Here is a 20,525-nt window from a genome sequence, read left to right as displayed (position 1 = left end):
GAGCTTATTGAATAAAAATTAGATAGTAATGGCTATTAACCAATACTTATTTTTATTAAAAATAACAGAGCGTTAGGCTAAAATACGCCAAACGACAACCAAAATAGCCAATATATAAAAGATAGGCGAGAGCCAGCCAACAACCTGTGTTGCAATGGCGATGAAAATGGCAAAACCTGACAGTGCTAGCCAATCTCGGCGGCGATCATTAAGCATATCCGCACGAATTTGTTGTATTTCTCGCAGTTGACTGTCTTGGCGTGATCCTTGTGAGGAAAGGCTTTGTAAGCCTTGATCCAGTAGCTTTGGAATATCAGTCGTCGATAATAAAATCTCTGGCAACTGTTGGCGTAAGTGTTGCAAGTTACGCATCGGATCGAGCTGCTCTTTAATCCAACTGCTTAAAATCGGCTTGGCAAGTGACCAGATATCAAGGTCAGGATATAAGTCGCGACCGAGCCCTTCAACATGTACCAAGGTTTTTAGCAGTAGCATGAGTTGCGGCGGAATACTCATATGGTGACGACGGGCGATATCTAAGATTTGCATTAAGACACCAGCAAAGTCGATATCATTAATAGATTTTTGTAGCATTGGACCAACCGTGCGTTTCATATCGCGCATCAAGGCATGCTTGTCTGTATTTGGTGGAATCCAGCCAGCTCTACTGACGATATCAACCATCGCCGTAAAGTTGTTATTCATCACTGCCAACAGCATGCGTGCCACAATGAGCTGATCGTCTTTTGATAGCGTACCCATGATGGCGCAATCAAGTCCGATATAGCGTGGTTCATGCCCTAAGTCAACCGCTGCCATATCTGCGGTGAGTGTTTTAACCGGCGGCGTCTCTACAAACACATTACCTGGATGCATATCGGCATGGAAGAAGTTATCGCGGAATACTTGGGTAAAAAATATCGTTAAGCCTTTTTCTGCTAGTGCTGCTCGGTCATAACCAAGTTGATCAAACACTGCAACTTGCGAGATAGGAACGCCTTGGATACGCTCCATGACCATCACATTTTTGGCAGAATCATAGACTTCTGGTACATACATCAATGCCGAACCCAAGAAGTTGTTGCGCATCTGAGTGGTATTGTCTGCCTCTAAGGTCAAATCCAACTCGTTTAACATCACTTGGCGATAGTCTTCGACAATATCGACGATATGGATGGCACGTGCCGCTTCAATACGCGCTGATGCCCAATTGGCCAGCTCACGTAGTAGCTCAAAATCAGCAATGATGGTGGTACGGATATCAGGACGCACCACTTTTACCACCACTTCACGACCATCATGCAATGCAGCAGTATGTACTTGGGCAATAGAAGCCGCCGCTAGAGGTTTGACATCAAAGCGTGCGAACAAGGTGCCAATCGATTGACCAAGACCGTGTTTAGGGTCTTGGATTTGGGTAATGGCCACATCAGAATTGAAAGGTTTGACTTTATCTTGTAGCTGAACCAATTGCTCGATAATCTCAGGCGGCACTAAATCGCGACGCGTTGACAGCAGTTGGCCAAGCTTTAAAAACAGCGTGCCCATGTCTTCAAGCGCATATTTAATCGCATTGGGTTGGTGTTTTTTACCCCACGCCGCTGGATGCAGGCGAATCAAACGCGCCAAAGGTTGCAGCTGTGGCGCGTCTTCGATAGAAAGATGAGTATCGATGCGATAAGTTGCGGCGATACGCCAAAGCTCAAGTAAACGGGCGCGATGAGATAATAGCATGAGGTATGGGTACTCTAAAAAAAGTCGAAAATAGGGTGGGCACTGCACTTATTTATAAACTGTGCTTGTCTATAAATTGCACTTATCTATAAAAAGCGCTGTTGATAATAGGATTTAGCGATCATCGACGACAACAGTTATTGATGAAACGAGTTATTGAGAAAGCGTGCCTGTTCATCTTTGATAGCAGCAAGTTTGGCCTCTTCACGTTCGACATCAGCCCGCAGCTTTAACAGTTGCTGCTTAAGATCATTTACTTCTGCTGCCTCGGTAGGATCAGGAGCACTATTACCTGCTACCTCATTAGCCCAGTCGCTGACATCGTCAAAAGCGCGTTTGGCACTATGGCGCCAGCTGCCTTTAAGCTGCGATATAAGCAGATGCAACTGACTGGCCATCGGCTTACCAATAAATGGCTCAAGCTGTCCTGCAACATCTGGATCGAAACCTGCGACCAGTTGTTTGAGCTGCATTAGTACCTTGTAATCACCCGCGATAGGCAGGTTGCCCTCAGTGCCACGCATCAGATTCAGCAGTTGCGCTGGGTTATCTACAGTAATGGTACAGTCTGGGCGACTATGACCAATCCGTGCGCGCTCCATAGTGGCTTGTTGGTGCTCGTTCATCGCGCCACTTTGCTCAAACACGCTGTCTGTTGTCACCGGCTCAAAACGCAAACGCTCATGAGTGAATAAAATATCCAAACGAATCTCAGGCATGGCCATATTGAGTCGCAACACTTTGCCAGCAAGCGGTGCCAATCCTGATTTGGTAATTTCATCACTCGCAATAGCAAGGTTAATCAGCTTTTCGGCACCCGCCAAAAGTAGAACAGTCAGCATAAGGCTCTCGCATAGTCAGTTGAGCGCCTTAAAAGAGCGCATCATTTGTAAAGGTCAGTTGCCACCACTTTACGTGATGGCATGTCTATTACTATGTAATGTAATTTAAAACTTAATCTTACGCTTTAAAGCCGCGATGGACAGCGACAATACCAGCCGTCAAGTTATGATAATCACAATTTTCAAAGCCCGCTTGCTGCATCATTTGTTTCAACGTCTGTTGATCAGGATGCATACGAATCGATTCGGCCAAGTATTGATAACTCTCAGAATCATTGGCAATCAGCTTGCCCATAATAGGTAAGGCGGTAAATGAATATAAGTCATAGGCCTTAGACAATGGCTCAAATACAGGTTTTGAGAACTCCAAAATTAATAAACGTCCACCTGGCTTCAGCACACGGTACATAGATTTGAGCGCTGCGTCTTTGTCCGTGACATTACGTAGACCAAAGCTGATAGTGACCAAATCAAAGCTATTGTCATCGAATGGCGCGAGTGTTTCTGCATTGGCAAGTACAAAATCGACGTTGTTGCAGCCAGCATTGATTAAGCGTTCACGACCGACTTCTAGCATGGCGGCATTGATATCTGATAACACCACATGGCCATTTCTACCGACTTCACGGCTAAATACTTTGGCTAAATCACCTGTACCGCCAGCGATATCAAGTACATGCTGACCCGCACGCACGCCTGATAAACTGATGGCATAACGCTTCCATAGGCGATGAATACCAAATGACATTAAGTCGTTCATGATGTCGTATTTTTTGGCAACTGAGGTAAATACGTCCGCAACGCGTGCTTGCTTTTCAGCCTTGTTGACAGTCTTGTAGCCAAAATGCGTTTCTTCATTACCATCGGTATCAGGCGTATGCGGATTATTGATATCATCACGCTGATTAAAAAGTGTTTGTTTGGCGGTTTGTGTTTGTGCAGATGCATTATCTACAGTGTTGCTGCTGGTAGTATGGTTTGGCATAGTGGTTTGCTGGCCTTGTGGCGTTCCCGTTGGTAGGTCTTGGACTTGTGTAAAGTCATTTCTCTTGCTGTTTTCGACGCCAGCATCAATACCCGTATTAAGCGTGGTATTAGTTTCATAGCTTTGACGTGCTTGCACTTGTGACGTAATATTTTGATTGTGGGTGATGCTATCTCTGACCAATTTATCTTGTAAATGACCATTGATGGTAGGTTTTTGATCGAGATGAGCGTTGTTGTTATTGGTGTTATCGGTCATAGCATTATCCTGTGATTCACTTTTATGATTATTGGTTTGCAAGGTATAAAATAGCAGCTAACCAAGCAAATGATGCGTCTATCATACACCAAACGTCATTGGCTTACCGCCATTATCCGTCTCATGAACACGGTCAATAATCTCAAGCTCACGCTCACAAAACGGTTCAATAAAGCCGCTGACACTTTTTAATGGTTTCATCGCTTTAAAGCCTGAATCTATAAATTCATACAAAGGTCGATAGTTGTAACGGTAGGCGGTGCCTTTAGCCAAGGCAAAGGCTTTTTGCAACATAAAAGAGTTTATATGTTTATCAGTACGATAGCACACCTCTTTTAAGTGACCAATTTGGATACGTCTGGTGTCGGCTTCGTTGACTACGCGATAGGCGGTCAGCATGTTGTCTTCATTAACGGCTAAATCTTGAGCCAATAGCCATTCTGCTAAATGTAAATCTAGCTCTATCGCTAAGATAGCTGCTTGTATTGCCATGCTGCCAGTCTCTAAAGCCGCTGCTGGCGCAAAACGTTCAACTTTTTGCGCTTTAGGCACAATACGTTCTAACTGTCTGGCCAGCAATTTAAACTCATCGCCGCCATACAATTGTGTCAAAAAATAATCTGCCATCAGCTGATTTTGAGGTTGCTCGAACAAGTCTTTGTGAGTGTTCTGAATACGATCTCGTTGCCAAGCTTGCACCTCACTAAGTTTATCGTTTAATGCCAAATCTTCATGATAAGGCAGTGCCCAAAAACGGTTCAAATGTTGTTGTAAGTCGGCTAAAGAGGCCATGGTCAGTAAACCTGCATAAAAGTAAAGAGGATTAAAAGGTTGCGAATAAAAAGCTCAGGATAAACCGTGTTTTATATTTTTGGTTTTTGTATTTATAGAGCGTGATTACAGCATGTGTCTGAGATTGTGTTCACCTTAAAAGAAAATAAAGCAGAATACAAATGTCAAACTGTTACATAGCAGCGTTATTTACCGAATTGCTGCAATGCTATGATGACGCTAATACGCTTTCAATCATAGGATGATGACAGTTATGAGCAAAAATAATAAGACGACTGAATCCACCGCACCACAAGCGCTAAGTACACAATTTAGTGAGCAAATTGTCGATGAGCGCCTAACCCCCAATCCCCTGAGCCAGTTTTCTATGGACAAAGATGCACTGAGATTGGCACTGGTCACGGCCCAATATGCTCTACGAGCAACGCGGCAACAGACGCCGCCAATCCTCAATAAACCAACAGGGCTATTGGTATTGGTCAATGGTATGGAGCAGGCAGGCAAGGGTACCGCTGTCAAGCAATTGCGCCAATGGGTAGATCCTCGACTACTTAAAGTTGAGGCAACCGTTGGTGATTGTCCCTTAGCATATCAGCCGATTTGGCAGGCACATACCAAGGCGTTACCCCGTCATGGCGATGTGATGGTTCATTTTGGCAACTGGTATGCTGACTTGCTTTATAACGTCATGCGTATGGCAACGTCAGACAATGATAATGATAGTGATAATAAGGAACAGTCAAAAAATCTAAAATCAAAACGCACAAAGCCTGACAATGACAAGTCTGACAAGGACAAAGCGTTACCGATTGCGCAATGGCAAGCATATTTACAGCAGCAGCTTATTAAACTACAAGCGTTCGAACAGGACCTCGCTGCCAATCAAACCCGACTGCTTAAATGCTGGTTCCATGTCGATATCGAAACGTTGCAAGCGCGACTGAATGACGATGAAGCCGATCCGCAGTTTTTATACCAAATTGACTGGAATAGTAAAAAAGTTATCGAAACCTTTAATCAAGTGGCTACCGTTCTGCTACGCCAGCAAGATGATTGGATCATCATTGATGGTGATGACAAGTCAGATGCGGCTGACCATTTTTGCCATGAAGTGCTACAAGCGATGCAAACCGCGCTAATGAGTAGTAAAATAAATACAGTACAAACCTCTGATAAATCGAAGGCTAAGAAGCAAGTTCAGCAAGCACTCAAATCAGCAAAGTTTGAACCCGTAAAAATTCCTAAATTTTTAAAAGATATCGATGATGCAGAGATTGATAAGTCGGACTACCGTGATGCGTTGGTAGAAAAACAAGTTCGCCTTGCCCAGTTGCTGCGTGCGCGCAAAGGGCGTCATATCGTTTTTGCCTTTGAAGGAATGGACGCTGCTGGCAAAGGTGGCGCGATTAAAAGGTTGGTTGCGCCGCTCGACCCACGCGAGTATCAAATTTATAATATCAGTGCGCCAATGTTATATGAGCTGCAACATCCTTATCTATGGCGTTTTTGGACCAAACTTCCGAACGAGCAAACCGACCGTATTAGCCGTATTGCCATTTTTGATCGGACTTGGTATGGGCGCGTTTTGGTTGAGCGCATTGAGGGTTTTGCCACGGATGAGGAATGGCAGCGTGCTTACGATGAAATCAATCGCTTTGAGGCGGATTTAGCCGCGGCGGGGACAATCGTTATCAAATACTGGTTGGCTATCGATAAAAAAGAACAGCTTAAACGTTTTGAGGCACGTCAGGAGACACCGCACAAGCAGTTTAAGCTGACGGACGATGACTGGCGCAACCGTGATAAATGGTCGGATTATGTGCAGTCTGCGGCGGATATGCTGGCACGTACCGATACAGAGTACGCACCGTGGTGCGTCATCGCGACCAATGAGAAGCGTCAAGCACGTTTGGATGTTTTAGATCATGCGATTAAGCAACTATCAGCGGTGTGTGGCAGCTGATATGTGATTGGTCATTCAATTAGGTAGCTGTTTACAAAGCGCCATAATTATATATTTAACGTTAAATAAATTCAGGGAAAGAGAGTATAATGCGGCGTTATAGCAGGATGTTCTCTAACACATATGCTGGCAGTTACAAATCTTGCAATATCATCATGCATTATGCGCTTATATTTAATATAATAGGCGCGTAATAGCTCCTGCTGTGCACGCTACTCACTGAGTGAGTAGCGTGTTTTTACCCTTTGATACAGACATTTTAATCACTCTGGTTAATAAGTTTGGCAAAGGTTCTTACAATAGCAGTTATTAGCACCAAAATTATTACTACGACATCTCTAAGCCGCAAGCTGCTGTAATCAGACGATTTGGCAATATTCCTTGCGGCTTTGTGACATATTGAGTGATGTGTTTTACCTTATTTACTGCCTTTACGTAAAATAAAATACGAGTAAATAAAAAATAAGCGTTAGGGTAGAGCACCAAGATAGCAGTAAGAAAAACCGTTTTTTAGCAAGCATATTGCGCGTTTCATATACGTTATATTAATGTCAGAAGCTATCACGAGCATTATTAATAGCCGCGCAATGTCATCAACCGCCTATAATTTCAATCAGCTTACGCAGGACGTATCAACGTATGGGTATTAGCAACAGTTCTACAGAGCCAGTCAAATCAGTCGGTTCTATGAGAATAAATCTATTTTTTGCCATTTTACTGATTGCGATGACCGCCTACTTTTTGTGGTGGGGTCTAGATTACACGATGCGTCAACAGACGACGCTATTTATTGTGGCTACTGCTTTTGGTGTCTTTATGGCATTCAATATTGGTGGTAACGATGTCGCCAACTCCTTTGGTACCTCAGTAGGTGCAGGGACATTGACCATTCCACAAGCGTTGGGTATCGCAGCGATATTTGAAGTGTCCGGAGCCGTACTGGCAGGTGGTGAAGTCACCGATACCATTCGAAGCGGCATTGTCGATTTAGATGGTCTTTCAGTAACGCCCAACCAATTCATTTATGTCATGCTGTCAGCGCTCATCGCTGCCGCATTTTGGCTGTTATTTGCCACCAAAAAAGGTCTGCCCGTTTCGACCACGCACGCCATTATTGGCGGCGTTGTTGGTAGCTCTATTGTATTAGGTATCACGTTAGGTGGTACTGAAATGGCATTGTCAACGGTGAATTGGAGTACGATTGGCACCATCGCGATTTCTTGGGTATTATCACCGCTATTGGGCGGCGTTTTGTCCTATGTATTATATGGACAGATTAAGAAAAATATCATCGAATATAATGATAGAACAGAGGCGCACATTGCGACTTTGAAAGGCGACAAAAAAACCTTAAAACAAAACCACAAAGAATTTTTGGACGGTTTAACAGAATCAGAACAACTTGCCTATACGTCAGCGATGTTGCGTGATCAAGAAATCTACAAAGATGATGATTGCGATGTTGAAGATTTAGAGACTGATTATTATAAACAGCTTTATGAGATTGAAAATGAACGCAGCAACCTTGATACGCTAAAAGCGTTGAAGCAATGGGTTCCTATCATTGCGGCTGCAGGCGGCGCGGTCATGGCCTCTTTGGTCATCTTTAAAGGTCTAAAGAATGTCAATAATGGCATGACGACGCTGCAAGGCTTTTTAATCATGGGTATGATCGCGGCGCTAGTGTGGCTTGCGACCTTTATCTATACCAAGAGTATCCGCGGTAAACATAAAGAAGATTTGACCAAAGCGACGTTTATTATGTTTAGCTGGATGCAAGTCTTTACCGCCTCTGCTTTTGCCTTTAGCCATGGCTCAAACGATATTGCCAATGCAGTCGGTCCTTTTGCCGCGATTATGGATGTTATCCGTACCAATAGCATTGCGACTGAAGCCGCTGTACCACCTGCTGTCATGCTGACCTTTGGTGTTGCGCTTATCGTTGGTCTTTGGTTCATTGGTAAAGAGGTCATTCAAACGGTTGGTACAAATTTGGCAAAAATGCATCCCGCTTCTGGTTTTTCAGCTGAATTGGCTGCGGCTGCAGTGGTTATGGGCGCATCAACCATGGGGCTGCCCGTCTCAAGTACGCATACGCTAGTTGGCGCGGTACTTGGTATCGGTATTGTCAATAGAGACACCAATTGGGCGTTGATGAAACCTATCGGTTTGGCATGGATCATTACTCTTCCTGCAGCAGCGGCAATGTCTGCAATCAGTTATATCATTTTGGTCAATATTTTTTAACACGTACGCTTATTAAGGTTTTTGCTTAAATCTTATTTAACGTTATTTATAAGCAAGTTTCAAATAAAAAACGCTTATCAGTATCATGCCGATAAGCGTTTTTTTATGTCAAATTAAGGTCTATTCGGTACCAAATTGTTTGCGTTTTTTGGCAAAGAAGCGATCTAAGCGGTCCATGGCATCTTCTAAATCATGTAAGTTTGGCAAAAACACCAAGCGGAAATGATCGGGCTTATCCCAGTTAAAGCCTGTTCCTTGCACCATTAATACATTTTCTTCAACAAGCAAATCCATCATAAATGCCATATCATCTTCGATAGGGTAAATATCAGGATCCATCTTTGGAAAGCAATAAAACGCGCCTTGTGGCATGGTACAAGAGATACCTTTGATCGCATTAAGCCGTGACACAGCCATTTCACGCTGCTTATATAAGCGCCCACGCTCTGACGTGAGCTCTTTCATGCTTTGATAGCCGCCCATCGCGGTTTGAATAGCGTATTGACCTTGGACGTTGGAACACAAGCGCATAGACGCTAACATGTCCAAGCCTTCGATAAAGTCAGTAGCATGGTGCTTTTTGCCAGACACCATCATCCAACCTGCGCGGAATCCCGCGATACGATGCGATTTTGATAATCCATTGTATGAGAGCACCAGCACATCATCAGTCAAGGTGCTCATTGGGGTGTGTACCATATCATCATAAAGAATGCGATCATAAATTTCATCGGCCATGATGATTAAATCATGCGCTTTAGCGACCTCAATAATTTGTTTCAGCAATTCATCACTATAAAGCGAACCTGTTGGATTATTAGGGTTAATCACCACGATACCTTTGGTTTTAGAGGTGATTTTAGATTTAATGTCTTCGATATCAGGATGCCAATTGTCGTCTTCATTACAGCGATAATGTACCGCTGTGCCGCCAGCTAGGTTCGCCGCTGCCGTCCAAAGCGGGTAATCTGGCATTGGGATAAGCACTTCGTCACCATCATTCATCAAAGCCTGCATGGTCATTACAATCAGCTCAGAAACTCCGTTGCCCAAATAGACATCACGGACATCAACTGCCGATAGCAACCCCTTTGATTGATAGTACTGTAGGACGGCTTTGCGCGCTGAAAAAATCCCTTGCGAGTCGGAATAACCGGTCGCGTCTGGTAGGTTCATCGCCACATCGCGCAAAATCTCATGCGGGGCTTCTAAACCAAAGGGGGCTGGGTTACCGACATTCAACTTTAATATACGTTTGCCTTCTGCTTCCATCTTATTGGCTGTTTGTAGGAGCGGGCCGCGAATGTCGTAGCAAACATTTTGTAATTTATCCGATTTTTTTATTGTGTTCATAGTGTGACCACTCATAGGGTTATTTTGTGAGTTTGTATCTATAGAAGGAGTTGTAGTAGTGTGATTGGCTTGGGAGTCACGTATCTTGTCAGTTTGAGCAGATGACGTATTTTGACTATCCTTATTATGAGAATGAGTGCTTTCACTCACCTCTTTATTATTATCACTGTCGTTTTTTAGTTCACCGCGTAACAGATAGCCTTCGCTGCAGCCTAAAATGTGTGCTAGCGTTGGTAGCTTAGATGACACAATGCCATTGGTGCCACGCTCCCAATTCGAGATAGCCCCGCGACTGACTTTTGCGCCTGCTGCGGTCATGGCTTGCGCTAATTGCTCAGCAGTCAGCCCTTTATCACGACGTAGCTGTACCAGTCTTTCGGCTTGTGTGCTTTTATTTTTGTCATCAGCCATAATCATTCAAGCCTTTATTCATTAGTTGGTAATGGAGAGAAGGAAAGCAGGCATTTGTTTTAATTAAGCCTTAATGCAAGATATTATTGCATTATCAGTATCAATGCAAGCTGTTTTTAAGGCAACAACGCTAATGCAAGAATAACTTGCATTAGCGTTGTTGCTTCATTGCTGCTCTACTAGATATTAAACTTCTTTCAGAGAGTTATTATCATGGCTACATCTGTATTCATTGATACGTTAAGAAAATTTGCTGTATTTTATTTATCATAGCTTTTTCGATACCTTACGCTATCACTTGTTTATGATGGTTTTCTTGTAATGTATGCCTTGAATATTGAGTGAATAAACAATAGATAAGGCCCATCGTTTTTATAAAAATATGGCGATAAAGTGTTAGTTAATAGCAGATAAAAGCTAATGCTAATGGATGAGATAATACATACCCAAATTAAGGATACATTATGCAAGACAATCAACTTAGCCAAGAAGAAATCAGCCAATTAACAGAAGCTGATTGGAAAGAGCGTTTGAGTGCTGATGAATATCACGTGATGCGTGAAAAGGGTACAGAACGCCCATTTACGGGCGTCTATAACGATGCGACTGATGATGGTATTTATCGCTGCAAAGGCTGCGGTGCGAGCTTATTTGACTCAAGCAATAAATTTGATGCCAGCTGTGGTTGGCCAAGTTTTGACCAAGGAGTTGATAACAGCGCTATCGAGGAGCATGTGGATAATTCGCTTGGCATGACGCGGACAGAAGTAACCTGTAGTAACTGCGGCGCACATTTAGGTCATGTCTTCCCTGACGGCCCAAGCGAGACGACGGGGATGCGCTATTGCATCAATTCTGTGTCTATTGATTTAGATAAATCTGAAAAGTAATTGTTAAAAAAATTGCTTAGAGTATTTTAGAGTCATGGCAGGGAAGCGCGAGATGCTGCCTTGCCAGTTATTAGTATTATTAACGTTTTCAATGTTATTGAAAAATGAGCACAGTTTAAAAAAACCAAAATAATAAATTAATCAATTTAAGGACAAATGATGAGTACTATTTATGATTTTACCGCTGAACGTATGGACGGTACTTCACAAGCCTTTGCTGATTATCAAGGTAAGGTGTTATTAATCGTCAATACCGCGAGCAAATGTGGATTTACGCCGCAATTTGAAGGCCTAGAGGCAGTATATCAGCAATATAAAGATCAAGGATTGGTCGTTATTGGTTTCCCCTGTAATCAATTTGGCGGGCAAGATCCAGGCAGTAATGAGGAGATTGGCGCATTTTGTCAAAAGAACCATGGTGTCAGTTTCCCAATGATGGCGAAGGTTGATGTCAATGGCAAAGACGCTCATCCTATTTTTGATTGGCTTAAAGAGCAAAAGGGTGGCGTATTAACAGACGGTATCAAATGGAATTTTACTAAGTTTTTAATTGGTAAAGATGGACAGGTCATTGACCGCTATGCGCCAACCACCAAACCAGAAGCCATAAAAATGGATATCGAACAAGCATTAGCCAGTAAATAGGGTCATGCTTGAAAATTTATTGGTTTTTTATAAAAATATAAATCCAATGAAAACATAGGCTTGTCAGATTAATAAATAAAAACCTATAAAATAGGTTAAAAAACTGAAAATACTGTTTGACAGCCATGTGTAAATCTATATAATACACACCCACAGCAAGGGGACTTAATTAAGTTCAATGTTGTTAGAATTTTTACTGACTTAAAGCGTGACAACTTTAAAGATTAAACTTTCTATAAAATTCCTTTTAAGGAATTTTAACTTGCGAAGCTAAAATTGCAGTGCAATTTTTTAACGCTTCTCAGGGTGATTAGCTCAGTTGGTAGAGCGTCTGCCTTACACGCAGAATGTCGGCGGTTCGAATCCGTCATCACCCACCACTCTTTTTAGCGAGTGTCTCTGTAATAAGAGAAGATGCTAAGACGACCTAAGCAGCGGTAGTTCAGTTGGTTAGAATACCGGCCTGTCACGCCGGGGGTCGCGGGTTCGAGTCCCGTCCGCTGCGCCATATTTAGTAAAAAGCTAAAACAAATTTAAACCTTCGAGTTTAAGCAAGTTTCGCCTCAAACATAATTTTGTTTGGGGTTTTTTTGTGTCTGTGTTTCCGCTTAAAGCCTTTATCCGTAAGGTTTGATTATTCTTTCTCTATCAACCCCTAAGAAGTAGTCTACTCTTTAATAATATATTTTCTATAAGTCTGTGTGCATGCACTCTGCTTTTTAAAAATCGGTGACCACCTGCTCGGTGACCAAATGGTGACCATTTCTCGATCAAACCCGCCCTATGATTCTTTTAATAACTGTACGTTAACTTGAAAGTAATACTCATCCTTAATGGTAATACTGACTTTGCCGTTATGGGCATTGACGATCGCTTGTACGATGGCCAATCCCAGCCCTGTGCCCGAATGCTGATTATTGGATTTGTGATGACGATAAAAGCGTTCAAACAGTCTATCTGCTTCCGCTTGAGTTAGAGGCGTCTGCAAGCGATTAGTGATGGTGATGTTTAGCGATGGCTGCTGAGCCGTTTCTCTAAGGGCGTGAGCGTTATGTTTTATGAGGCTAGCAGTCTTAGAAACGGCGGTAATAGTAATGATACTGTCGCTGCCGGCGTAGTAAATCGCATTAGATATCAAGTTGGCAAACAGCCTTTGTAACAAGCTCTCATCCCCTAATACCACATCAAATGCCCCTTTTTTCTCAAAAGAGATACCGCGCTCTTCGGCTATCAGCTCAAAATAATCGATGAGCTTAATTATCAGTGAGTCGGTATCGACAAGATGACGTTGTGAGTCGTAGAGACCTTTTTGAGTTTTTGCCAGCAATAGCATATTGTTAATGAGCAGGGATAGTTGCTTGAGCGTGTCGTGTTGATGATGTAGCTGCTCGACATATTCTTGATGGTCTCTAGGTTTACTGAGCATCACTTGAGTTTGGGTACTTAATGTTGCCAGTGGTGTGCGCAGTTCGTGAGCAATGTCATCTGAAAACTGTGATAATGAGGCAAAGTTGTGTTCAAGTTTATCCATCATGGCATTATAAGCGTCAGCCAAGGGTCGCAACTCGCTTGGCATTTCAGAGACGATGATTCTATCGTCTAACTGCTCGGCGTTGATACGTGCCATTTTTTGACTGATGGTCGCTAAGGGGGCAAATCCTAGATAGACGCTAAAAGCCGCCACTGATACCAAGATAAAAGTGATCGCAATAAGTATCAGAATAAGATGGCGATTAAACTGGGCAAGGTATTGATGGTGCACATCAATCGGTAGCGCGATTAATGCCAAGCGACTAGAGTGCTCAATGACCAGCGCGCGATAATGACGATGATTAAGCTGCAAGTCAAAGGGTTGATCGCGGTGCTGCTGCCATAGTTTTTCGACCAATTGGGAGTCATTGAGTTTATCAATAAAATCCTTTGGCTGACTATTGATGACTTGTCCATTATGGTCAGTGATAATTGTTTTAACTTCATAATCTGGTCGAAAGATATCTACCACAGATGATGCTGTATTGTCGAGATGAGCAGGGTCGGCAAGGTTGTCAGAGCGCTGATCATCCGATGTCACCTCTGTCATGTACTGTCGTAAATTAAACGCAGCGTGAGTCAGGATCTCTGAGTCCATTTGTTCAAAATGATCATTAACCGAACGCTGTATCCATATGTACAAAAAAGCTTGAGATATCAGCACACACACCGTTAATACTAGGGTAGTGCGCCACAGTAATGACAAGCGTCGATGCTCAGATTTATATGCCATGCTATTTCACTTCAACGTGATTGAGTTTAGAAATCGTATTAGCCTCATTACTCATATCAATGCTAGTTTCATTATTGGCTGTAACGGCGCTATTATCCGCTTCTAGTTTATAGCCCATACCGCGTACGGTATGAATGAGCTTATTTTCAAAGCCATCATCGATTTTACTTCGTAAGCGTCTTATCGCCACATCAATCACATTGGTATCGCTATCAAAATTCATATCCCATACTTGTGAAGCGATGACAGAGCGGGGCAATACTTCGCCTTGATGCTCAAGTAAAAACTGCAATAGCGCAAATTCTTTGGCCGTCAATTTGATAGAACCCTTATCTCGATGCACGCTACGTTTAGCGATATCCAGTTTTAAATCAGCTATTTGAAGCACTGTGCTGGCGTAATCTGCTTGATTGGCACGGCGTAGTAAGCTTTTGATTCTGACCAACAGCTCAGCGAAGGCAAAAGGCTTGGTGAGATAGTCGTCACCGCCAATCTCAAAGCCTTTTATGCGGTCGCTAAGGTCATCTTTTGCGGTCAAAAATAATACAGGGGTGGTGTTACCAGCAGCGCGATAATTACTGACTAATTCAAATCCGCTCACATCAGGCAGCATCACATCCATCACCACGACAGTGAAGTCCTCAGTCATCAGAGCATGATAACCATCTAAACCTGTGGTTCTATGCTCAACAATAAAACCTGCCTCGCTTAAACCTTTTTTAATGTAGTCGCCAAGCGATAACTCATCTTCGACTAACAATATTTTCATAGCATACTCGCGCCAATTATTTAGGATGAGATCAATATAAAATGTCTCTATTATTATCAATCATAGAGGAATACTGGTAATAAACCTATGCTCAGTCTAGAAGATGACAAAATTGTCATCTTGGCGTCATCTGACTGTCAGAGTGGTTATGCTAGTTTGACTTCAATACATCCTAATTTTAATATTCAACACTATGAGAAGCCTCTATGAAGCCTTTTACCGTTAAGTTTGTTCGAGGGTCAGCGGTCTTATTAACCGCTGCCATATTATCAGCGTGTGGGCAATCTGACAGCAATGCTTCTAATGCTAGCACCTCTACTGCCAATGCCGCTAACGCCAGCAGTGGTGAGGCAAACGCTATACAGAGTAGGCAAACAGTGACAGAGACACCAGCCAACAACCCAGACCTGCTCAAGAACGTGTCAGCCACTGTCTATAAAGATGCCAACTGTGGCTGTTGTAAAGAATGGATAGGGCACGCAGAAGATAATGGGTTAACGACAACTGCCCATGATGTTGCAGACTTGTCATTATTTAAAGAGCGTTACGGCGTGCCTGCTGAGATGCGTTCTTGCCATACCGCCGTTACCAGTGATGGTTATGTTATCGAAGGTCATGTTCCTGCCAAGTATGTGGCTGAGTTTTTGCAAAATCCACCAAAGCAAGCCATTGGTTTGGCGGTACCGGGTATGCCCGTCGGTAGCCCTGGTATGGAATATCAAGATAAGTTTATGCCATACCAAATTATGCAAATCAATAAAGATGGCACAAACCAAGTATACGCTGAGATTGAGTCCGCAGAGCAGCAGCTATAAACCAATACTTTAGATAGATTTTTTAAATTTCAGCTACTCATTGTAGTACTGATAGCAGCATTGATGGAGACTGACTGATGAATCATACAGAGCAAAAACAGATGAACCCTTATGTAAAATTCACCCTCATGATTCTGACGTCTACCGTGGTGATGTATATCATGATGTACTTCAATACTTATGAGTGGGATCATATTTATTTTAGTGAGACCAGAGCCTATATGGCGCTATATATGGGCGCAGGCATGGCAATGATTATGCTCGCCTTTATGAGCAATATGTACAAGAAAACTAAGGTCAATTTAATGATTTATGGTCTTAGTGTGCTGATGTTTGCCGTGGGTATCTGGGGCGTCAGATCTCAAGCAACCGTCGATCAAGTGGATTGGATGCAGGCTATGATACCGCATCATTCAATTGCGATCTTAACCAGCTCAAGAGCCGATATAAAAGACCCTAGAGTACAGCAACTTGCTGACGACATCATCGAAGCACAAAAACGTGAAATTAAAGAGATGCAGGCACTGATCGAAGCATTAGAATAAATAGCCTTAAAACACACTGCTCTTAGTACATAAATTAAATGATTTTTCCAACTGGTGGATCTTAGCTGATTTGCCAGTTTTTATATGAACCATAACTACCAAACGATCGTAATTAAGGATCTACTATGAAAATTATAAGAAACTCACGTCTTGCCATGCTTGCAGTTAGTGTCAGTGCCATGATGATGCTTGGCGCTTGTCAGCCGACGAATGACGTAACAGAGGCTACTGTCAAAGACGAGGCGGCTCCCGTTAATAATGCTACAACAGACACTAGCGCGATGGATGCTCATGCAGGTCATGATATGTCAGGCGATGCGATGACGGGCATGCATGGAGAGTATAATGACTCTATGACTAAGATGCATGATGAGATGATGGCAGGCATGGCATACAACGATCCCGATGCTGCCTTTGCTCAAGGAATGCTCGGTCATCATATGGGTGCTGTTGATATGGCAGAGATTCAGCTAAAGTATGGTACAGATGCAGAAATGCGTCAGTTGGCACAAGAGATTATTGACGCTCAGAAAGCTGAAATTGAGCAAATGCAGAACTGGCTTGCCAACCATCCTGATGCTGCTGAGCCAACGTCTGATACTAAAGCCATGCAGACAGCTTATGCTAAAGGTATGGATACGATGCATAGTGAAATGATGGCAGGTATCGCTGACCCTAACCCAGATATGGCATTTGCTCGCGGTATGTTGCCGCATCATATTGGCGCAGTAGATATGGCAAAGATACAGCTAAAGTATGGCAAAAATGAAGAAATGCGTCAATTGGCACAACAAGTAATTGACGCGCAGCAGCCTGAAATTGAGCAAATGCAAAGCTGGATAGCCAAGCATAATAGTTAAATAACGAGTGCTTAAGAATGGATGTATTTTAGATAAAAAGCAGTGTCTTATATTTATTAAGGTACTGCTTCTTCTGCTCTATATTTTTTCTAAAATTCCGCCATTGCCTGTATCAATATTCGCGTCGCCACCTTTGTCTACCATAAGCCTTAAAAGGTTGAGTCTTTTAGGTATGCCATTGATATGAGTAAGACTTGCTAAGATAGTGTATCTGTATTTAAACCACCCGAAGGTGGCTAAGTCGTAATTAATCACTCTAAACTATCTAAATCAGGCAAGTTTGATGAATCTTCAACACCAAAAGCCATTTGTCCTAAGCGTTCGAAGTCAATATGTTGAATTTCAATCAAGTCGGGTAAAAGATTGAGATGGACAAAGATATTCATCTTATCTATATTTTTGATAGAAGCATTGTCACTAATCGCAAGGGCAGGGACAAAGCCAAACATTTCATCATAATCAAGTGCACCAAACTTCTTGATACAGCGTTTGAATAGTGGTTTGTCGTTGTTGTCATATATATCTGTATGATCTAGCTTACTAAAACCAAAAAATAGCTCTAACTTTTTATCTGCGTACCCTTCTGCAATATCTTTTTTGTCTCCTTCTTCTTGATATACCCAACCACGAGTCGGAGTGATTGTATAGGCATGACCTGTTTTTTCTCCCCAAACGTAGAGCTTGCCAAAGCCACTACGAGCGATCACATAATAGTTATCTTTCCGCGTGATTTCTTCATCTAGCCAGATAGCTAATTCATCTTCATAATCAGCAGGATTAACCATCCAAAACAGCCCTTGTTTAAAGCGACAAAAACCAAAATGCTGCCAATAAAAAAGAAGTTTACTAGGTAACTTTCCACGATAATAATCTAAGGTAGCTTGATCAACCGGTTGTTGCCAATCAGGTTGACCGAATTTTTCTAAAAAATAATCAAATCCTTCATCAATAATAAAGTGACTCATTTTGTAATCCTTTAGATGTTTATTTGTACATATTAATCAGTGTCAATGATATTTGTTGGTAGGTATTGGCTTGCTATTTATTATTACTGTTTTCTAATGCCTTATTAATTGCCCTGTGGTCATTTACTTCTCTATCAAGCCCTAGTTGTATCAAAGTAGCAGGATGATACTGGTAGTTGTCCTGTTTGCTATTGGAGTTCGAGCTTGATTTGAGAGTCATAAATATAAAAACCACCCGAAGGTGGCTTAAGCAAAATAATAACAAACTATCCTTCTTCACCGTCAAACTGCCAAATCACTTCACCCCATTGATTATTAGGATAGTCTGGCATGATGTCGTCTTGCTTGACTGGTAATTTCAGGTTTGTTGGCTTTGGTTTGATTCTCATAATAAGGCGTCATGTCTTCACCCGCCTCGGAACGTTTAATGAACTCTTCGTAAGTGATTTTATAAGGGTCAATAGATACAGACTTGCTGGTATCTATGCCTGTTTCTTTGAGTATGAGTGGTAGCGTATAGTCAGGTTGATTTTGCTGAATTCTTAGACCCATATTGATGGCAGAATTTTCATTCTCTAGTCTCCACGAGGCTATTTTTGGATGAATTTTTGGATAGGTACTCTGCCATCTGATTCTATCCTTGGAGTCTAAGTTGATTTGAATTTTTCTAATTCATCATAAATATCTAAGCTGACAAGGTAATGACGATTACCAGTAGATGGATCTGTTTGTCTATTTATCCTAATGTCCATATAAACTTCTGTACCATATCTTAATCGCCATAGCTGTAGATCATTCAGTTGCATCCATTCTTTAAAAGTAATTGGGTAACTATAGTCAAGATATAATTCTGAACCTTCCTCTGTCGTTGCAAATGTAAAACTGTCTTTGGCAGTCAGCCTAGGGGCACTGTTTGAATGGGCGTACGTCCAACCCTTATTTTGTAGCTCTTCAAAGAAAGACATTATTTTTTTATACGCATTTTCGTCTGATATGCCGTTGTCTGTCTTGTCGAAGAAAAAATCAACTGTAATTTTATTTAACCCTCGCTGCTCGCTAGTTACCTTATCCATCGCTAAAACAGTGACAACTTGACCAATCTTAAAACTATCATCAGAATAATGGAAAATCACTTCTCCCATATTGCTTGTCGGAAAGTCATATCCTTGAAAAGTAACTCCTATAGGTTGAGCGTCTGCTTCTTGAAAAGCTTTATACTCAGGGTTGGCATCGTATAAATCTTTAGCAGTCATGTTTAATGAAATTTCTAAAGGTTTATCAGGCATATTAACCTCTTTTTCTGCTTGGCAGGCAGTAGCTAAAAAAAGGAAGCTAAAGCAAATCAGAGTAATGAAAATTTGTTTAAACATAATACCAAACATGCCTTAGTTGCTTGAATAATGGGATTTTATAGCCTTACCCTTGTTAACCTTCAAACTGCCACATGACTGGCGTAGTTAGTTTGATATAATTTGCCTTATTCTAAGGGTTAGATTTAGAGTTATATAAAGACAAATCTGTTCTGTTATCAAACTCACATGATGTCAAATCCACCATCGCATATTTTGATTGTTTTTGTTGAACAGTACATCCTTTGTATTTAGTGATCTTAGGGCTGCTGATGAGCTCTTGGAAAAATACTTCAGGGTCATCTGCTCCGCTTATCTCTAATATTTTATATACTACATCTTTATGGATGTTATTAAAGGGTTCATGTGGTTGGTATTTCCCAGCTAAGGTAAACCTCTTCACAAAATATTTATTATTAACTTTATCCAGTGAGTAATCTAAGATAGTGCCATCGTCATATTGAATGACAACAAAAAAGCCATATGCTGTTTCGTCAAATTGTTTACTATTTATTTGGTTTAAACTATAGTTTTTGTGGAATAAGTTTTTAGTTTCTTTTACATTTTCGTCAGGTAGGAAAAATAGTTCATGAGCTTGCTTTGCAGGGGTTCTAATGATGAAAGGAACAGGGTCTGTTGTATTGAAACCTTGTTGTATCTGGGATTCAGACTTAGGGTTTGATATACTCTCAGCGCTCTTCGGTTCAGCCAGTGTTACAGAAGGTTTTATTACTTCTTCTGAATTTAGAGTGACTGAGTCAGAAGAAGTGGCGTCACAGGCAGCAAATAATGTAATAACTACTAGAGTAATAAGTGCGAGTTTTATTGTTTTCATAAAG

18 protein-coding genes and 2 tRNA genes are annotated in these 20,525 nt (G+C 41.9%); 9 read left to right on the top strand and 11 right to left on the bottom strand.

All coding sequences use genetic code 11. The annotated features are described in order from the left end of the window. Positions 1–72 precede the first annotated feature (72 nt). The 4 genes from Q6344_09955 to Q6344_09940 form a co-directional block, all read right to left on the bottom strand. Positions 73–1,734: an AarF/UbiB family protein gene (locus Q6344_09955; protein ID WLG12928.1), complete on the bottom strand. Its 1,662-nt coding sequence runs from the start codon at positions 1,732–1,734 to the stop codon at positions 73–75. Positions 1,735–1,871: 137 nt separating this feature from the next. Then, positions 1,872–2,576: a hypothetical protein gene (locus tag Q6344_09950; protein ID WLG12927.1), complete on the bottom strand. Its 705-nt coding sequence runs from the start codon at positions 2,574–2,576 to the stop codon at positions 1,872–1,874. Positions 2,577–2,694: 118 nt separating this feature from the next. Continuing rightward, on the bottom strand, positions 2,695–3,819 hold the full coding sequence (gene ubiE, locus Q6344_09945) for a bifunctional demethylmenaquinone methyltransferase/2-methoxy-6-polyprenyl-1,4-benzoquinol methylase UbiE (protein WLG12926.1): 1,125 nt from the start codon (positions 3,817–3,819) through the stop codon (positions 2,695–2,697). A gap of 81 nt (positions 3,820–3,900) precedes the next feature. Then, entirely contained in the window at positions 3,901–4,611 is a 711-nt protein-coding gene (locus Q6344_09940; protein ID WLG12925.1) for a hypothetical protein, read from the bottom strand. Between the two features lie 253 nt (positions 4,612–4,864). Here Q6344_09940 and Q6344_09935 point away from each other — a divergent pair, with 253 nt between their 5' ends. Beyond that, positions 4,865–6,574 (top strand): ATPase, encoded by a 1,710-nt coding sequence (locus Q6344_09935; GenBank protein WLG12924.1) that lies wholly within the window; start codon positions 4,865–4,867, stop codon positions 6,572–6,574. Positions 6,575–7,213: 639 nt separating this feature from the next. Continuing rightward, entirely contained in the window at positions 7,214–8,821 is a 1,608-nt protein-coding gene (locus Q6344_09930) for an inorganic phosphate transporter (protein ID WLG12923.1), read from the top strand. Between the two features lie 120 nt (positions 8,822–8,941). Here the strand turns inward: Q6344_09930 and Q6344_09925 are convergent, their stop codons facing one another. After that, on the bottom strand, positions 8,942–10,591 hold the full coding sequence (locus tag Q6344_09925) for an aminotransferase class I/II-fold pyridoxal phosphate-dependent enzyme (protein ID WLG12922.1): 1,650 nt from the start codon (positions 10,589–10,591) through the stop codon (positions 8,942–8,944). A gap of 458 nt (positions 10,592–11,049) precedes the next feature. Between Q6344_09925 and msrB the strand changes: the two genes are divergently transcribed. From msrB to Q6344_09905, 4 genes are all read left to right on the top strand, one after another. After that, positions 11,050–11,475: a peptide-methionine (R)-S-oxide reductase MsrB gene (gene msrB / locus Q6344_09920; GenBank protein WLG12921.1), complete on the top strand. Its 426-nt coding sequence runs from the start codon at positions 11,050–11,052 to the stop codon at positions 11,473–11,475. Positions 11,476–11,634: 159 nt separating this feature from the next. After that, entirely contained in the window at positions 11,635–12,120 is a 486-nt protein-coding gene (locus Q6344_09915) for a glutathione peroxidase (protein WLG12920.1), read from the top strand. Between the two features lie 304 nt (positions 12,121–12,424). Beyond that, positions 12,425–12,500: transfer RNA gene (locus tag Q6344_09910), tRNA-Val, on the top strand. 51 nt (positions 12,501–12,551) lie between these two features. Then, a tRNA-Asp gene (locus Q6344_09905) sits at positions 12,552–12,628 on the top strand. A gap of 273 nt (positions 12,629–12,901) precedes the next feature. On the opposite strand, the gene Q6344_09900 is transcribed toward Q6344_09905, so the two are convergent. Further along, on the bottom strand, positions 12,902–14,383 hold the full coding sequence (locus tag Q6344_09900) for an ATP-binding protein (GenBank protein WLG12919.1): 1,482 nt from the start codon (positions 14,381–14,383) through the stop codon (positions 12,902–12,904). Position 14,384: 1 nt separating this feature from the next. Beyond that, the gene (locus Q6344_09895; GenBank protein ID WLG12918.1) at positions 14,385–15,152 is read right to left on the bottom strand and encodes a heavy metal response regulator transcription factor; all 768 of its coding nucleotides are present in this window, start codon (positions 15,150–15,152) and stop codon (positions 14,385–14,387) included. 206 nt (positions 15,153–15,358) lie between these two features. Between Q6344_09895 and Q6344_09890 the strand changes: the two genes are divergently transcribed. The 3 genes from Q6344_09890 (at position 15,359) to Q6344_09880 (ending at position 17,372) form a co-directional block, all read left to right on the top strand. Next, positions 15,359–15,967, top strand: a complete 609-nt coding sequence (locus tag Q6344_09890) for a DUF411 domain-containing protein (protein WLG12917.1) — start codon at positions 15,359–15,361, stop codon at positions 15,965–15,967. 77 nt (positions 15,968–16,044) lie between these two features. Further along, a complete protein-coding gene (locus tag Q6344_09885) occupies positions 16,045–16,512 on the top strand; it encodes a DUF305 domain-containing protein (GenBank protein ID WLG12916.1) in 468 nt (155 codons plus the stop codon). A 125-nt stretch (positions 16,513–16,637) separates the two neighbouring features. After that, positions 16,638–17,372 carry a DUF305 domain-containing protein gene (locus Q6344_09880; protein WLG12915.1) on the top strand — a complete coding sequence of 245 codons (735 nt, stop codon included), beginning with the start codon at positions 16,638–16,640 and terminating at the stop codon, positions 17,370–17,372. A gap of 251 nt (positions 17,373–17,623) precedes the next feature. On the opposite strand, the gene Q6344_09875 is transcribed toward Q6344_09880, so the two are convergent. The 4 genes from Q6344_09875 to Q6344_09860 form a co-directional block, all read right to left on the bottom strand. Next, the gene (locus Q6344_09875) at positions 17,624–18,337 is read right to left on the bottom strand and encodes a GAD-like domain-containing protein (protein ID WLG12914.1); all 714 of its coding nucleotides are present in this window, start codon (positions 18,335–18,337) and stop codon (positions 17,624–17,626) included. 315 nt (positions 18,338–18,652) lie between these two features. Then, entirely contained in the window at positions 18,653–18,889 is a 237-nt protein-coding gene (locus Q6344_09870) for a hypothetical protein (GenBank protein ID WLG12913.1), read from the bottom strand. A 95-nt stretch (positions 18,890–18,984) separates the two neighbouring features. After that, complete coding sequence (locus Q6344_09865) at positions 18,985–19,707, bottom strand: hypothetical protein (protein ID WLG12912.1); 723 nt, start codon at positions 19,705–19,707, stop codon at positions 18,985–18,987. Positions 19,708–19,819: 112 nt separating this feature from the next. Beyond that, complete coding sequence (locus tag Q6344_09860) at positions 19,820–20,521, bottom strand: hypothetical protein (protein ID WLG12911.1); 702 nt, start codon at positions 20,519–20,521, stop codon at positions 19,820–19,822. Between the last annotated feature and the right edge of the window lie 4 nt (positions 20,522–20,525).

The organism is Psychrobacter cibarius, assembly GCA_030686115.1.
Lineage (GTDB): Bacteria > Pseudomonadota > Gammaproteobacteria > Pseudomonadales > Moraxellaceae > Psychrobacter > Psychrobacter cibarius_C.
This window is presented reverse-complemented; position numbering and strand designations above follow the sequence as displayed.